11 protein-coding genes are annotated in these 11,441 nt (G+C 74.0%); 8 read left to right on the forward strand and 3 right to left on the reverse strand.

Features of this window, described 5'->3' with window-relative positions; all coding sequences use genetic code 11:
- The first annotated feature begins 25 nt into the window (after nucleotides 1-25).
- The 6 genes from OG242_RS05325 (at nucleotide 26) to OG242_RS05350 (ending at nucleotide 6,823) form a co-directional block, all read left to right on the forward strand.
- Nucleotides 26-2,692 carry an FtsX-like permease family protein gene (locus tag OG242_RS05325; RefSeq protein ID WP_405897035.1) on the forward strand — a complete coding sequence of 889 codons (2,667 nt, stop codon included), beginning with the start codon at nucleotides 26-28 and terminating at the stop codon, nucleotides 2,690-2,692.
- A gap of 5 nt (nucleotides 2,693-2,697) precedes the next feature.
- Nucleotides 2,698-3,228, forward strand: a complete 531-nt coding sequence (locus tag OG242_RS05330) for a MauE/DoxX family redox-associated membrane protein (protein ID WP_405897036.1) — start codon at nucleotides 2,698-2,700, stop codon at nucleotides 3,226-3,228.
- A 100-nt stretch (nucleotides 3,229-3,328) separates the two neighbouring features.
- Nucleotides 3,329-3,868, forward strand: a complete 540-nt coding sequence (locus OG242_RS05335) for a peroxiredoxin family protein (protein WP_405897037.1) — start codon at nucleotides 3,329-3,331, stop codon at nucleotides 3,866-3,868.
- Nucleotides 3,865-5,733: an ABC transporter ATP-binding protein gene (locus OG242_RS05340; RefSeq protein WP_405897038.1), complete on the forward strand. Its 1,869-nt coding sequence runs from the start codon at nucleotides 3,865-3,867 to the stop codon at nucleotides 5,731-5,733. Before OG242_RS05335 ends, OG242_RS05340 begins: the two co-directional genes overlap by 4 nt.
- A complete protein-coding gene (locus OG242_RS05345) occupies nucleotides 5,730-6,401 on the forward strand; it encodes an ABC transporter ATP-binding protein (RefSeq protein WP_405897039.1) in 672 nt (223 codons plus the stop codon). Before OG242_RS05340 ends, OG242_RS05345 begins: the two co-directional genes overlap by 4 nt.
- Nucleotides 6,398-6,823: a S24/S26 family peptidase gene (locus OG242_RS05350; protein WP_405897040.1), complete on the forward strand. Its 426-nt coding sequence runs from the start codon at nucleotides 6,398-6,400 to the stop codon at nucleotides 6,821-6,823. The genes OG242_RS05345 and OG242_RS05350 overlap by 4 nt, the downstream gene beginning before the upstream one ends.
- Nucleotides 6,824-6,888: 65 nt before the next feature.
- Here the strand turns inward: OG242_RS05350 and OG242_RS05355 are convergent, their stop codons facing one another.
- On the reverse strand, nucleotides 6,889-7,263 hold the full coding sequence (locus OG242_RS05355; protein ID WP_405897041.1) for a GntR family transcriptional regulator: 375 nt from the start codon (nucleotides 7,261-7,263) through the stop codon (nucleotides 6,889-6,891).
- A gap of 69 nt (nucleotides 7,264-7,332) precedes the next feature.
- Between OG242_RS05355 and OG242_RS05360 the strand changes: the two genes are divergently transcribed.
- Both OG242_RS05360 and OG242_RS05365 read left to right on the forward strand, forming a co-directional pair.
- Entirely contained in the window at nucleotides 7,333-8,253 is a 921-nt protein-coding gene (locus OG242_RS05360) for a GNAT family N-acetyltransferase (protein ID WP_405897042.1), read from the forward strand.
- A complete protein-coding gene (locus OG242_RS05365) occupies nucleotides 8,234-8,731 on the forward strand; it encodes a DUF402 domain-containing protein (protein WP_405897043.1) in 498 nt (165 codons plus the stop codon). Before OG242_RS05360 ends, OG242_RS05365 begins: the two co-directional genes overlap by 20 nt.
- Nucleotides 8,732-8,837: 106 nt before the next feature.
- Here the strand turns inward: OG242_RS05365 and OG242_RS05370 are convergent, their stop codons facing one another.
- Nucleotides 8,838-10,316 (reverse strand): trifunctional class I SAM-dependent methyltransferase/NUDIX hydrolase/VOC family protein, encoded by a 1,479-nt coding sequence (locus OG242_RS05370; protein ID WP_405897044.1) that lies wholly within the window; start codon nucleotides 10,314-10,316, stop codon nucleotides 8,838-8,840.
- A gap of 80 nt (nucleotides 10,317-10,396) precedes the next feature.
- Nucleotides 10,397-11,293 (reverse strand): esterase/lipase family protein, encoded by an 897-nt coding sequence (locus OG242_RS05375; protein ID WP_405897045.1) that lies wholly within the window; start codon nucleotides 11,291-11,293, stop codon nucleotides 10,397-10,399.
- Between the last annotated feature and the right edge of the window lie 148 nt (nucleotides 11,294-11,441).

Below are 11,441 nucleotides of genomic sequence, written 5' to 3' on the forward strand. Positions count from 1 at the left end.
TACGGACCCCGACGAGGAGGACCTTGTGCTGCGTCTGATGCGGCAGCAGCTGCTGAGCCACTGGGCGCGCTCGCTGGCCCTGCTCGTCGGGATCCTGGTCGCCGTCTCCTCGTTCGCCGTCCTGTCGTCCACCACCGAGTCCGCCCGGCTCACCGTCACCGGCACCGTCGGCGACAGCCGCGGCGCGTACGACCTGCTGATACGGCCCCGGGGCGCGGCGCAGAAGCTGGAGACCGATCAGGGGCTGATCCGCCCCAACTCGCTCTCCGACGTCTACGGCGGCCTCACCCGCGCCCAGCTCGCCGCCGTACGACGGGTGCCGGGCGTCGAGGTCGCGGCCCCGCTGGAGGTGCTCGGGTACGCCACGGAACCGGGCTCGGTGAGCATCGACCTCGCCAAGCTGCTGCCGCACGGCACCCGGGGCACGTACGAACTCGGCCGGACCTGGCACTACGACCGCGGCCTGTCCACCATCACGCAGCAGCCGCACACCGTCTTCGTCACCCCCTACCCGCTGGAGACGCGCCCCGGAAAGCGGGTGGTCCGCCAGGAGGCCGACGGCAGGGCCGAGTACCTGACCAACCGCTACTTCGAGGTGCTGCCCTCCGGCGAACGCCGCGAGGTGTGCAAGGGCGGTCTCCGGGCGGAGGAGCAGTCCACCGGACTCAGCCACGCCGTCACCTGCCTGTCCTGGTCGGGGATCACGGCCCGGAACGAACAGTCCGCCAAGGAGCCCTCCGGACCGTGGACCCGCGTCGTCTTCGGCTTCCCGGTGTCCTATGTCATCGCGGGCATCGACCCCGAGGCCGAGGCCGAACTCTCCGGCCTCGCGGGCGCCGTGACGCAGGGCCACTACCTCACCTCCGCCCCGCCCCGGCAGGTGCCCGGCGAGGGCGACGAGGCCCCCGGCGCTGTCCTGCCGATGCTGCGCTCCGCCGACGCCGCCGACGATCTGGTGGTCGCCGTCACCCTCACCCGCGAGGGCGACGACCACGCGCTCCTGAGCAAGCGGTTCGACGCCGGGTCCCGGCAGCTGGAACACAAGGTCGGTGAACGGAGCGAGGCCGTGCTGGGCTCGCTCCGGGCCACCGGTCCCGTCACCTACGACACGGACGGGGACGGCACCGTACGGCCCCGGACCGTGCCCCGCCCCGACGGGGAGGCCGCCGCCCTGCCGCTCGACGGCCAGGACGTGTGGTTCCGCTCACTCGTACCGCAGGGGGAACAGGGCGAGCGGCCGTCCGCGCTGCCCGAGGTCGTCGGCTCGTTCGACCCCGGCCGGCTGCCCGAGTTCGACGCGGCGAGCCGGGTCCCGCTCGGCACCTACGCGCAGCCCGCGCTCACCGGCGCCGACGCGCGGTCCCGGAAGCTGCTCGGCGGGAAGCCCCTGCGCCCCGCCTCCTCGCCGACCTCCTACATCCAGCAGCCGCCCCTGCTGCTGACCTCGATGGCGGCCGCCGACTGGCTCGGCGACCACGGCTATCTGACGTCCGAACAGGCCACCGCGCCCATCTCGGCGATCCGGGTCCGGGTGGCCGGTGTCACCGGCGCCGACGCCGTCTCACGGGAGCGCGTCCGGCTGGCCGCCGAGGCCATCGGCCGCGTCTGCGGGCTCCGGGTGGACATCACGCTCGGCTCGTCGCCCGCCCCGCTCACCGTCGAACTGCCCGCCGGTGACAACGGCCGGCCCGCACTCGCGCTCACCGAGTGGTGGAGCAAGAAGAACGTGGCCGCGCGGATCATCCAGGCGTCCGACACCAAGTCGCTGGTCCTCCTCGGTCTGGTCCTGGTGGTGTGCGTGCTGTTCGTCGCGAACGCCGCGGCGTCCTCCGTACGGTCGCGCCGGTCCGAGTGGGGACTGCTCACCGCGGTCGGCTGGCGGCGCGGGCACCTGTTCGGCGTGGTGCTCGGCGAACTGCTGCTGCTCGGCGCGGTGGCCGGGCTGCTCGGCGCCGCCGTCGCCTGGGGGGCCGCGCGGGCGCTCGGCGTCGACGCGTCGGCCGGTCACGTGCTCTCGGCCGTCCCCGTGGCGCTGGCCGTCGCGGCGGCGAGCGGTGCGATCCCGGCCTGGCTCGCGTCCCGGGTGCAGCCGGTGACCGCGCTGCGTCCGGCGGTCGTCACCGGCGGCCGGGCCCGGATGTTCGCCGGGGTGACCGGCCTGGCCGTGGCCAACGCCGTACGGGCCAGGGGGCGCAGTCTGCTGGGCGCCGCGGCCGTGGCGACGGCGACCGCCGCGACCCTGCTGCTCCTGGCGGCGACCTACGCCTTCCGCGGGACGCTCGCCGGATCGCTCCTGGGCGAGACGATCTCCGTCCAGGTGCGCTCGGCGGACGTGGCCGCGGTGGTGACCATGGCGGTGCTGTCCGTCGTGGCCGTGGGCGATGTGCTGTACCTCGGCGTCCAGGAGCGGGCAGCCGAGTTCGCCCTGCTGCGGGCGGTCGGCTGGGGCGACGGGGTGGTGACCCGGCTGGTCCTGCTGGAGGGCACGCTCATCGGGCTGCTGGGGTCGCTGGCCGGGGTGCTGCTCGGCGGGGCGGCCGCCCTCTGGCTGTCGCCGGGCGGCTGGACGGCCCTCGTGCTCCCGGCCTGCGGGGTGGTGGCCGCGGGCACGGCGCTGTCCGCCGGCGCGGGCTTCGTCCCCGTACTGATCCAGCGGCGGCACCCCACCGCCCGGCTGCTGGCGGAGGAGTGAGCGCCATGGCGTACGCCGTACTCACCGTGCAGTGGACGCTCGCCGGGGTCTTCCTCGTGTCGGCCGCCGCCAAGGCCCGTGCCTTCCGGGACACCTCGGCGATGGTGGAGCAGCTGCTGGCCCGGGTGGCCCGGTCCGCCGCGCGGCGGCTGACGCGGCCCGCCGCGCTGCTGCTCGTCTCGGCGGAGGCGGCGACCGGGCTCGCCCTGCTCGGCGTGCGGCAGACCGCCCGGCCCGGTCTCGTCGCCGCCCTCGTCCTCACCGCCGGCTTCACGGTCCTCGCGGTGCTGGCCACCGTCTCGCGGACCGAGGTGAGCTGCGCCTGCTTCGGCCGGCCCACGGCCCGGCTCGGCCGGCGGCACGTGGTGCGCAACGCCTTCCTGCTGGCGCTGGCGTGCCTGGGGTGCTGGGGGCCGGCAGCGGCCGGGGTGCCCGGCGCGGCGGCGCCGGCCCTCACGATCTGCGCGACGGCGGCGGTGGTCGTCACCGTCGTGACCGCCTTGTACGACGACATCGTCGAACTGCTGAAGCCCTGAAAGAAGTTCTCGTGGAAGTTCTCGTGGAAGTTCTCGTGGAAGTTCTCGTGGAAGTTCTCGTGGAAGTTCTCATGGAAGTTCTCATGAAAGAGGAATGGGCATGATCTATCTGACCGCCGGGCTCGTGCTCGTGGGAGCCGTCACCGTACTCAACCTGATGCTGACCCTCGCGGTGATCAGACGGCTGCGCCGGCACGAGTCCGAGCGGCAGCAGCCCTTCGGCTCGCTCGACTCGGGGCCGGAGACCGGTTCGGCGCTCCCGGGGTTCACGGCCGTCACCGTGGCCGGCGAGCCGGTGTCCGAGGAGTCGCTGAAGGGGCGGCAGGCGGCGCTCACCTTCCTGTCCACGGACTGCCCCGCCTGCACCATGGCGGTGGGCGACCTGCCCGAGTTCGCCCGGCGCACGGGCATGGACGCGGCGCAGATGCTGGTGGTCATCGCCGGTGACGCGGAGGACGCGCGCGAGATGGCGGCGCCGCTGGCGGACATCGCGACCGTGGTCGTGGAGGAGACCGCGGGCCCCCTCTCCACGCTGTACTCGATCCGGGCGACGCCGACCACGGTGATGACGGACCCCGACGGCACGGTCACCTACGCCCAGGCCGGGACCAACCCCGTCCTGGAAGGCCTCCCGGCGTGAGTGCGGGCCGGGAGCCGGACGTCCACCGGCTGGGCGGTCCGCGCGGACTGGTCACCGGGGCGTGCGCGGCCCTGGCCCTGACCTGGCGGGCGGGGCCGGGCGCCTTCGTCTGCCAGGTCCTGCTGACCGTCGTACAGGGGCTGCTGCCCGCCGGGGTCACCCTGCTCACCAAGTGGCTGTTCGACTCCGTGCAGTACGGCACCACGCCCGGCGGACTGCCGCCGACGGCCCTGGTGGTGGGGCTCGGCCTGTGCGGCGTCCTGCTGGCGGCCCTCCCGTACGCCTCCGACTACGCCAAGTCCCGGCTGCGGCGCGGGATCTCCTACCGGGCGCAGCAGGAGCTGTACGGGAAGGTGGAGGGGTTCGTCGGGCTGTCCCGCTTCGAGGACCCGGAGTTCCTGGACCGGCTGCGGCTGGCGCAGGACTCGGCGACCGGGGCGCCCGACCAGATCACCACGGCGCTGTTCGGCCTGGTGCAGCAGGCCACCGCCGTCACGGGCCTGGCCGTGGTCCTGTCGGGCGTCTCCCCCTGGCTGACGGCGGTCACCGTCGCCGCGGCGGTGCCGGCCCTCTTCGTGCAGGTGTCGCTCAGCCGCCGGCAGGCCCGGATGATGTGGACGATCAGTCCGCGCAACCGCCGCCAGCTGTTCTACCAGAGCATGATGCTGGACCTCGCCGCCGTGAAGGAGATCCGGCTGTTCGGCGCCGGGGGCTTCCTCCTGGGCCGCATGAACACCGAGACGCGGGACATCAACGCCGCCGAGGAGCGGCTGGACCGGCGCGTGCTGGCCTTCCAGGCCCCGACCTCCGCGCTGGGCGGCGTCATCGCGGCGTGCGGGCTCGCCTGGATGGTCCACGGCGCGCAGTCCGGGCGGTTCGGCGTGGGTGACGTGTCGGCGTTCATCGGCGCGTCCGCCGGGGTGCAGGGGGTGCTGGCCTCCGCCATCCTCCATGTCACCAGCGGCTACCAGGCGTTGCTGACCTTCCGTCACTACGTCGGCATCCGGCGGCTGCCCACCGACCTCCCGGTCCCGGCCGAGCCGCTCCCCGTACCGCCGCTGCGCGAGGGCATCGAGCTGGACGACGTCTGGTTCCGGTACGGGGAGGACGGTCCGTGGGTGCTGCGCGGGGTGAGCCTGACGCTCGCGCGCGGCGAGTCGGTCGGGCTGGTGGGGCTCAACGGGGCGGGCAAGAGCACCCTGGTCAAGCTCCTGTGCCGGCTGTACGACCCCACGCGCGGCACCGTCAGGTGGGACGGCACTGACATCCGGACCATGGACCCGGCGCGGCTGCGGGAGCGGATCAGCGCGGTGTTCCAGGACCGGGTGGCCTACGACCTGTCGGTGACGGACAACATCGCGATGGGCGACCTGCGCCACCTCGGCGACCCGGAGCGGATCGCCGGCGCCGCGCACCGGGCGGACGCGCACGACTTCGTCTCCCGGCTGCCGCGCGGCTACGACACGATGCTGTCCCGGATCTTCCCGGACGCGGACGACGAGGACCCGGACGCGGTGGGCGTCACGCTGTCCGGCGGGCAGTGGCAGCGGCTCGCCCTGGCCCGTGCCATGCTCCGCGAGGGCCGCGACCTGCTGGTCCTGGACGAGCCGAGCGCCGGTCTCGACGCGGCGGCCGAACAGAACCTGCACGAGCGGCTGCGCGCCCACCGCGAGGGGACGACCAGTCTGCTGATCTCGCACCGGCTGGGGACGGTACGCCGGGCGGACCGCATCGTGGTCCTGGCGGACGGCCGGACCCGGGAGTGCGGCAGCCATGACGAACTGATGGACCTGAACGGCGAGTACGCGAGGCTCTTCACCCTTCAGGCGTCCGGATACACCGAGAACAGGGAGGTGGAGGTGTGAGCGCCGCGATGATCGAGGTGAGCTCCCTCTCCAAGACGTACGGGGCAGGCTCCGGTGCACCGGTCCGCGCCTGCGACGGGGTGGACCTGGAGATCGCCCGGGGCGAGCTCGTCGCGCTCACCGGGCCCTCGGGTTCGGGCAAGTCCACCCTGCTGTATCTGCTGGGCGCGCTCGACCGGCCCGATGCGGGGACCATCGACGTCGACGGGCAGCGCATCACCTCGATGAACCGCGCCCGACTGGCCGCGTACCGGCGCCGGGTGGGGTTCGTCTTCCAGCGGTTCCATCTGCTGCCGGCGCTGACGGCGCTGGACAACGTCATCGCGCCGGTGCTGCCGCACCGGGTGGACTTCGACCGGCGGGCCAGGGCCCGTGAGCTGCTGGCCTCGGTCGGTCTGGAGGGCCGGGAGCAGTCGCTGCCGTCGAAGCTGTCGGGCGGTCAGCAGCAGCGGGTGGCCATCGCCCGCGCCCTGATCGGCGGCCCGCGGCTGATCCTCGCGGACGAGCCGACGGGCAACCTGGACTCGCGGGCGGGCGAGGACGTCCTCGATCTGCTGACCGGGCTGCGCGAACGGCACGGCGCCACGGTGGTGCTGGCCACCCACGACGCCCATGTCGTGGAGCGCTGCGACCGGGTGGTCCAGGTGCGGGACGGGCGGATCTCGTGACGGCCGTGGCCCTGGTGTGCGCCGGTGCCGTCTGCGCGCTGCTCGCCGCCTGGCGGGTGCGGCGTACGTACGTCGCCGTGACGGTGCTCGGGCACAGCATGATGCCGACGCTGCGTCCCGGCACCCGGGTGCTGATCCGGCGCGGGACGCGGGGCGTGCGGACGGGCGGCATCATCGTGGTCGCCTGCCCCGACCCGGACGCGGCGTGGCGGGGGAAGGCCCCGGTCACCCGGGACCTGGGGGCGACCGAGTGGTACATCAAGCGGGCGGTCGCCCTGGAGGGCGAGGACTTCGGCGGCGCACCGGTACCGGCCGGCTGCCTGGCGGTGGTCGGCGACAGCCCGCACAGCGAGGACTCCCGCCGGTACGGGCCCTGCCCGATGGACCAGGTGCTGGGGTCGGTGGTGCGGACCCTGGGGTGAGCGGGGCGCGGGGTGCCCGGGCACGTCGCGTCCGTGCGGGCCTCCCCGCGACCGCGCCGGCCGGGTCAGTCCGCGAAGACCGCCCGCACCGCGTCCTGGGCCAGTTCCAGGGCGCGGGCCCGGGAGAGGCCGAGGCGGCGGGCCTGCTCCGCGTACTCCCGGGCCGCCGTGGCGGCGTTGCGGTCGGCGGTGTCGCCGGCGGCGGCGACGAAGGTGCCGTTGCGGCCGCGGGTCTCGATGACGCCGTCCGCCTCCAGCGCCCGGTACGCCTTGGCGACCGTGTTGGCGGCGAGGCCCAGCTCCTCGGCGAAGCCGCGTACCGTCGGCAGGCGGTAGCCGACCGGCAGCACGCCGGAGCGGGCCTGTTCGGAGATCTGCGTGCGCAGCTGCTCGTACGGGGCGGTGCCGGAATCCGGGTCCACAGCGATTTTCGGGGTCACGGGCCGATTGTCCCCCACCGGCGGAAAACGGGAGGCGGGCGGGGCGGGGGCGTCGGTACGGTCCGCCCCATGACTGTCATCGTGCGCGACTTCCGGCCCGCCGACGCCGAGGACTGGGTACGGGTACGGCGCGCCGCCCTCCCGTACATGATCATCACACCGGAGCAGGCCGTGTTCGAGCTGACCGGTGCTCCGGCCGGGCGGCGGTACCGGATGCTGGTCGCCGAGGAGGACGGTGAGGTCATCGGCACGGCGCAGGTGGGCCTGAACCATGAGAGCCCCGGGCCGGGGCATGGGTTCTGCAATCCGTACACCCATCCGGAGCGGACCGGCCGGGGCGCGGGGTCGCTGCTGCTGCGGACCGCCGAGGAGTATCTGGCCCTGGCCGGCGCGGCGTCGGTGCACACCTGGGTGCTGGACACGCCGGACAGCCGGGCGTTCGCCGCGAAGCACGGCTACACGCCGAGCCGGCCCGCCCACTTCCTCCATCTGGACCTGGCTAACGGCTCGCTGCCGCCCCGTCAGGAGCCGCCGGCCGGTGTCGAGCTGCGGACGGCCGCCGACTTCGCGGACGACCCGCGCCCGCTCTTCGAGGCGGACGCCGAGACCACGGCGGACGAGCCCAGCGACACGCCCGCCCGGCTCGACGACTACGAGGAGTGGCTCACCGAGACCTGGGGCGACCCCGGCCTGGACCACCGCCTCACCTCGGTCGTGGTGGCCGACGGCGAGGTGGCGGCCTTCAGCGCCGCCCGGACCGACGGGGTGGACCGCTACTGGTCGGGGATGACCGGCACCCGGCGGGCCCACCGCGGCCGCGGTCTCGCCAAGCTCGCGAAGAACGACTCGCTACACCGGGCGCGTGCCGCCGGGTACACCGACGCCTACACCGGGAACGACGCCGGCAACGGCCCGATGCTGGCCATCAACCGCTGGTTCGGCTACGAGATCTGTGCCACGGAGGTACGCCATGTCCGCAAGCTCGGCTGACGCCGGTCTGACCGTCGTCCTGGTCAAGGCCGGGAAGACCAAGATCAGGTACCCCGCCGCCCTGGTCGCCGACGACGGCACCCGGGTGACCGTACGGGCGCCCTGGGCCGCCCCGGAGGTCCGTGACTTCGGCTTCGTCCGCTTCGAGCCGGGCGACGTCTTCACCGAGCACTACTGGCGCGACGCGTGGTTCGCGGTGAAGGAGGTCCGCACCGGCGCGGGCGAACTCAAGGGCTGGTACTGCGACGTGACCCGCCCGGCCGTGGTCCGGGACGGCGAGCTGGTCGTGGAGGACCTGGACCTCGACCTGTGGGTGTCGGCCGACCGCTCCGCCGTCCTGCGCCTGGACGAGGACGAGTTCGCCGAGAGCGGCCTGGCCGGGCGCGACCCGGAGGCGGCGCGGGCCGCGGTGGCGGCACTGGACGAGCTGGAGCGGCTGGCCCGCTCGGCGGACGGGCTCGCCCCGCTGCTGGCCTGAGCGGGGCGCTGCCCCAGGTGCGGGGTCCGGCTGCCTGAGCGGGGGCTGCCCCGGGGTGCGGGGTCCGGCTGCCTGAGCCCGGGCCCCGCACCCCGCCGACGCCCCCTCAGCGCACCACCAGCTCCACCTCGTACCCCGCCGCGTCCTCCAGGTAGGCGGCCACGCAGTCCTCGCCGCCCGCGTGCGGATGGCGGTCCGCGAAGAGCAGCCGCCAGCCGTGGTCCGGGGCCCGGGCCACCAGGGCGTCCAGGGCGGCCCGGTGCTCGACGTGGAACGCCAGGTGGTTGAGGCCGGGGCGCCGGCGCTCGTGCGCGCCGGGGGCCAGGTCGGGCGACTGCTCGATCACCACATAGCCGTCCCCGCGCCGCCAGCTGCGCCCGTGCGCCCAGTCCTGGTACGGGACATGGCCCAGCTCGCCGAGGAGCCAGTCCCAGCCCGGCGTGGCCGCCGCCAGGTCGGGCACCCACAGCTCGATGTGGTGGACCCGGCCGGTGCGTGTCCCGCCGGCCGGCAGCGCCACCGCCCGGCTCTCGCCCTCCGGTTCGTACGCGACCGGGTCGCCGTCCTTGTGCCAGTGGATCAGGAACGACTCCCCCGCCCGGTAGCCGTCGAGCCCCGCGTGGCAGTAGGCGACCATGTCGTCGGGGAGCTCGTCCAGCGGATGCCAGGCCAGCTCGGAGCACTTGTCGGGTTCGCGGTTGTACGGGGGCCTGTCCGGGTCGTACTCCGCTTCGAAGAACCAGCCCGTCCGGGCGTTGCCCGCCGGTCCCCGGTGCTGCATGACCAGGGCCACGCGCAGCTCCTCCGGGCCGAGGTCGAGACCGATCTCCTCGGCCGCCTCCCGGATCACCGCCTCCCGCACGTCCTCGCCGTCCTCCACATGGCCGGAAGGGGCGTGCAGCAGGCCGTCCGCGTAGCCGGTGCCGGCCCGGCGGGCGAGGAGGACCTCGGGGCCGCGGCGGAGGATCAGGTGCACGTCGACGACCTCGGTGTGCCGGCGCGGCCGGTGTACGCGGGCGACCAGGGCGTAGCGCACGTCGTCGACCTTCTTGCCCCACAGGACAGGGTCGTCGGAGAGCCGTTCGTGGTGGACGCGCTCGGTGAACGGGGCGAGCAGCGTGGTGAGGCGCTCGGCGGAGAGACCGTCGCCGTTCCACACCCCCTCCACCAGCACCAGCCTGCCGCCCGGGCGCAACAGCCCCGCCCAGTGGCGCAGGACGGCCGCCGGGTCGGGCAGCAGCCACACCACGTGCCGGGCGAGGATCACGTCGAACCTCCGGTCGCCGACGGGCGGCCGGGCCGCGTCCCCCGCCAGCACATCGGCCCCGGTGCCGGCCAGCTTGGCGCGGGCCCGCTCCACCATGCGCGGCGAACTGTCCACGGCGGTGAGCCGATGGCCCTGCCCGGCCGCGAGCAGGGCGAGGCTTCCCGTACCGCAGCCGAGGTCGAGCACGTCGGACGGTTCGGTGGGCAGCCAGCTCTCCATCCGCCGCGCCCAGGCGGCGCGGACCACCGGGTCGAGCAGCCCGTGGTCGGCCTCCTGGTCGAAGGTGGCGGCGAGGGAGTCCCAGTCGTTCGTCGTCATGATCCGATCGTGCCAGCCGCCACTGACAACGCCCCTGTCCCGGCGAGAGGGGATCTCGCCGGGACAGGGCGGTACACGGCCTAGCCGATGACCGAGGCGCAGTCGGTCGGACTGGCGTGCGCCGGGTCCAGAGCGTTCGCCACCTCGTGGTAGGCGACCCGGTCGATGGTCCCGATCGCCACGTGCTCGGACAGGTCGACCGGGCACAGGTCCTGGAGCAGGACGTTGCGCACGTCGGGTCCGTCCAGGAACTGCGTCCGGTACGGGGTCACGACCTCGTCGTAGCGGGTCGCGATGACGGTGTAGTGCACCCCGGGCACGGTGTCCGGCAGGGAGTTGAGCTTCTTGATGAAGGGCGACCCGGCCACCTGGTCGGCGAGTCCGGGCGTACCGGCGTCGAGCAGGTCGCCGACGCCGGGGAAGTACGGCAGGAGCTTGGTCAGGCCGAGCAGCGTGGTGCCGTGGTTGTCGGGGGCGAGGCCGATCATGGCGTTCACCTTGGCCGCGCCGCCGAGGAACTTCAGGTAGTAGTTCGGCATCATGCCGCCCTGGGAGTGGCCGACGATGTCCGCCTTGGCCGCCCCGGTGGAGGCGAGCACCTTGTCGACGAAGGCGGCGAGCTGTCCGGCCGACTTGTCGATCGGGCCGAGGCCGTTGAAGACCGGCACGCCGGGCAGCTGGCCGTAGTCGAGCGAGTAGACGCAGTAGCCCCGGTTCACCAGGTAGGGGGCGAGGACCAGCCAGTTGTCGACGGAGTTCCCGAAGGTGCCGTGGACCAGGACGACGGGTCGGGGGTGGGCGGCGGAGGGCTTGCAGGAGTAGTCGTTCCAGCCGCGCGAGGTGGTGGCCGTCGCGGCGGTGGGGGCGGCCGCGGCGGCGGTTGCCGTGGGGGTGGCGACCGCGGCGACGGCGAGAAGCAGGGCGGCGAGCGTCCGGCGGGCGCGTGGGGAGCGCGGCGCGCGGGTCCAGGGCAGCATCGTGGGGTCTCCTTGCGGCTCAAGGGAGTTGCGATGTCTGTGCACCCTGCGGCCCGGACCACAAGTTTCTGCTGCATTTCTGCGTGCTCATGCCAAATTACGCATGAGTAGGGTTCGCTGGGAAGTTACGCGTCGGTAAAAAGTCCGC

Origin of the sequence: Streptomyces sp. NBC_00727 (assembly GCF_045161745.1) — a bacterium.
Taxonomy (GTDB): domain Bacteria; phylum Actinomycetota; class Actinomycetes; order Streptomycetales; family Streptomycetaceae; genus Streptomyces.

Coding starts and splice junctions, on each gene's coding strand:
- OG242_RS05330 (WP_405897036.1), top strand. CDS start 2,698: ATGGCGTACGCCGTACTCACCGTGCAGTGGACGCTCGCCGGGGTCTTC.
- OG242_RS05335 (WP_405897037.1), top strand. CDS start 3,329: ATGATCTATCTGACCGCCGGGCTCGTGCTCGTGGGAGCCGTCACCGTA.
- OG242_RS05360 (WP_405897042.1), top strand. CDS start 7,333: ATGACTGTCATCGTGCGCGACTTCCGGCCCGCCGACGCCGAGGACTGG.
- OG242_RS05365 (WP_405897043.1), top strand. CDS start 8,234: ATGTCCGCAAGCTCGGCTGACGCCGGTCTGACCGTCGTCCTGGTCAAG.
- OG242_RS05370 (WP_405897044.1), bottom strand. CDS start 10,316: ATGACGACGAACGACTGGGACTCCCTCGCCGCCACCTTCGACCAGGAG.
- OG242_RS05375 (WP_405897045.1), bottom strand. CDS start 11,293: ATGCTGCCCTGGACCCGCGCGCCGCGCTCCCCACGCGCCCGCCGGACG.